Annotated in this window: 3 protein-coding genes and 1 pseudogene; 2 read left to right on the forward strand and 2 right to left on the reverse strand. The window is 64.8% G+C overall.

The annotated features are described in order from the left end of the window. Positions 1-43: 43 nt before the first annotated feature. The gene (locus tag AHiyo1_RS13315; protein WP_059388889.1) at positions 44-751 is read right to left on the reverse strand and encodes a TetR/AcrR family transcriptional regulator; all 708 of its coding nucleotides are present in this window, start codon (positions 749-751) and stop codon (positions 44-46) included. A 107-nt stretch (positions 752-858) separates the two neighbouring features. Here AHiyo1_RS13315 and AHiyo1_RS13320 point away from each other — a divergent pair. Both AHiyo1_RS13320 and AHiyo1_RS13325 read left to right on the forward strand, forming a co-directional pair. Beyond that, positions 859-2,249 (forward strand): annotated as a pseudogene (locus AHiyo1_RS13320) (flavin monoamine oxidase family protein). Positions 2,250-2,413: 164 nt separating this feature from the next. Then, positions 2,414-3,172: a LamB/YcsF family protein gene (locus AHiyo1_RS13325; protein ID WP_059388890.1), complete on the forward strand. Its 759-nt coding sequence runs from the start codon at positions 2,414-2,416 to the stop codon at positions 3,170-3,172. 75 nt (positions 3,173-3,247) lie between these two features. Here AHiyo1_RS13325 and AHiyo1_RS24760 read toward each other — a convergent pair. Further along, a partial coding sequence (locus tag AHiyo1_RS24760) for a hypothetical protein (protein WP_172465589.1) occupies positions 3,248-3,460 on the reverse strand: 213 nt, incomplete at its 5' end.

The following is a 3,460-nucleotide window of genomic DNA, read 5'->3' on the forward strand; positions in this document are numbered from 1 at the left end:
CCCGGGACTTGCGAGGCGAGGGTGGCGGTGGGGATCAGTTGGGCTACGCCCGGAGCGCTCCTAGCCCGGTGATCAGTGCATCCAGGCCCATGCTGAACGCGAGGTCGGACGGGTAGTTGTTCCGCTCGGGTCCCAGGCTGCGGACGGCTGAGGTGAAGTGCGGCGTGGAGTCGGCCAAGCGGCCGGAATCGAAAATGTCCGCCGGCGCGTTAGCGTCGAAAGCGGCGCCGAAGATATAGGCCTCGAGGGCCACGATGCTCGGGATGATCTGCTTCTCCGGGAAACCCGCGCGGAGGAATCCCTCCGTCACAGCTTCGTACATGGCGAGCGTCTGCGGGGCGTCCGTCACGGGCAGGACCGCGATCACCGAGATCAGCGGGGTGTGCCTCGCGAAGATACCGCGGTAGGAATATGCCCATTGCCGGACGGCTTCATCCCAGGGAAGCGTGCTGAAACCGCCGAAGTCGACCTTGGACATCAGGTCCTCTTCCACGAGCTTGAGGACTTCGTCCTTGGAGGACACGTGGTTGTAAAGGGCCGACGGCGCGACACCCAGGGAGCGGGCGAGGGCCGCCATGGTGAGGCCGTCGTAACCCTTCTTGCTGATCAGTTCCAGCGCCGCCGCAGTGATGCCGTCCTGGTCCAGGACCGCCGCCATCGGCCGGCCTGCCCTGCGGCGCGCTTTGGTCTCGCCGGGAGCGGGGGTGGGTTCAGGCATCGCTGACCTTTCTGGAGGCTGTGTCCTCAGCATTATTCCATTTGGGTCTTCACAGCCGGGGCCAAGGCAGCTACAGTTGAAATAAATGAACGTCATTCATTTATTGGTCAGCCAACGGGGACGGCCACAGAAAGGACATCATGTTGAATCTTGATCGCGACGTCGTAATTGTCGGTGCCGGTCCGTCGGGGTTGACGGCCGCCCGCGAATTGAAGAAGGCCGGACTCAGCGTTGCCGTGCTCGAAGCGCGCGACCGCGTCGGTGGCCGCACGTGGACCGACACGATTGACGGGGCCATGCTGGAAATCGGCGGACAATGGGTGTCCCCTGACCAGACCGCCTGATGGGGCTGCTGGACGAACTGGGCTTGAAGATGTACGCGCGCTACCGCGACGGCGAGTCTGTCTACCTGGCGCCGGACGGCAGCCGCACCCGTTACACCGGGGCTTCCTTCCCGGTGAGCGAAACCACCGCAGCCGAGATGGACAAGCTCACCGCCATCCTGGATGGCCTCGCCGCCGAGATCGGCCCTGAGGAACCCTGGGCCCACCCCAAAGCCCGCGAACTGGACACCATTTCCTTCCACCACTGGCTGCGCCAGAACTCCACGGACGAGGAAGCCTGCAATAATATCGGCCTCTTCATCGCCGGAGGCATGCTCACCAAGCCGGCCCATGCCTTCTCCGCGCTGCAAGCGGTCCTGATGGCGGCTTCCGCAGGTTCGTTCTCCAACCTGACGGACGAAGACTTCATCCTGGACAAGCGGGTTATCGGCGGCATGCAGCAGGTCTCCCTGCTGATCGCCGCGGAACTGGGCGACGACGTCGTACTTAACAGCCCGGTCCGCACCATCAATTGGGAGCCGGCGGGTGAAGGCCACCGCGTCACTGTTGAGTCCGAGCGCGCAAGCGTCAATGCGCGATTCGTGATCATGGCAGTCCCGCCGAACCTGTACTCCCGCGTTTCCTACAACCCGCCGCTGCCGCGCCGCCAACACCAGATGCACCAGCACCAGTCCCTGGGCCTGGTCATCAAGGTCCACGCTGTCTACAGCACGCCGTTCTGGCGCGAAGACGGCCTGTCCGGCACGGGCTTCGGCGCCGACGCCCTGGTCCAGGAGGTCTACGACAACACCAACCACGGAGACACCCGCGGAACCCTGGTGGGCTTCATCTCGGACGAAAAAGCAGACGCCGTCTTCGAGCTCAGCGCCGGGGACCGCAAGAAGAAGGTCCTTGAGTCCATCGCGAGCTTCCTGGGCGACAAGGCCCTGGATGCCGAGGTCTACTACGAATCCGACTGGGGTTCCGAGGAATGGACCCGCGGAGCCTACGCGGCCAGCTACGACCTGGGTGGTTTACACCGCTACGGCAAGGACCAGCACGCCAACGTTGGACCCATCTTCTGGTCCTCCTCCGATCTGGCCGCTGAAGGCTACCAGCACGTGGACGGAGCGGTCCGGATGGGCCAGGCAACTGCTGCCAGGATCGTCGCCGCCAACAGCCGCGTCGCTGCGGTACCGGTGGCCTAGGAACAGGTACTAATCCAAAAGTGAGGTCTCGTCCCTTTCGCTCGCTGAAAGGGTCGAGACCTCACGTGTGGAACCCGGGCAGTTGGCCCCGCAACCAAGATTGTTGAACAATCTTGGCATTTCAGGCATGATGGTGAGGTATTCAACCTGAGACGGGGATCACAATGCCTTTTATTGACCTCAACAGCGACGTCGGAGAATCGTTCGGCAACTGGACCATGGGGGACGACGCCGCAGTCTTCCGCTACGTGTCGAGTGCCAACGTGGCCTGCGGATTCCACGCCGGAGATCCCAGCACCATCGCCCGCACCTGCCGGGACGCCGCAGCCGCCGGAGTGACCATTGGCGCCCACGTGGGCTATCGGGACCTCGCGGGTTTCGGCCGCCGGTTCCTCGACTGCTCCGCATCGGAACTCGCCGACGACGTTCTCTACCAACTCGGCGCACTCCAAGCCCTGGCCCGTGCTGCCGGTTCCGAGATCAAGTACGTCAAGCCGCACGGTGCCCTCTACAACACGATCGTCCACCACGAGGTCCACGCCCAGGCAGTGGCCGACGCCGTCCATGCCTTCAGTCCCGGGCTCCCGCTTCTTCTCCTGCCGGGCTCCGTCGCACTCGCGAAGGCGGAAGCGAAGGGGCTACGGGGAGTGGCCGAGGCGTTCGCCGACCGCGCGTACAACGCGGACGGCACCCTCGTGTCGCGCCGCGAAGAAGGCGCCGTGCTGCACGATCACGCCGCCATCACGGAAAATATGGTCCGCCTGGCAACAGAGGGAAAAATCGTGGCCCGCAACGGTTCCATCCTGGACGTCCACGCAGAAAGCATTTGCGTCCACGGAGACACTCCCGGTGCCGTGGCCATGGCAGCCGCCGTCCGCGCGGGGCTCGAAGCCGCCGGGGTCACCGTACGGAGCTTCGCGTGAGCCTCTCGGGAATCGCTGGTCCGGCCCGCGTGCCCTCCTGGTGGAGCTTTCCGATCTCCCTTCCGTGCTGGCGTTTCATTCCCGGCTGCTTGCCGAGCCCCTGCCGGCCAGCTCGATGCGGTCGCCGCGGCAGCCACCGTACTGATTAAGTTCGGCACGCATGCCGAGGCACTCGCGGCGCGCGCCGCCGTCGGGCATGTTGATCGAGGCGGGGTGCGGCGCGACGGTTCCCGCGACGTCACTATCGAAGTGGTGTACGACGGCGAGGATCTCACCGAGGTGGGCATG

The sequence above is a fragment of the Arthrobacter sp. Hiyo1 genome (assembly GCF_001263615.2).
In the GTDB taxonomy this organism is placed as follows: Bacteria; Actinomycetota; Actinomycetes; order Actinomycetales; family Micrococcaceae; genus Arthrobacter.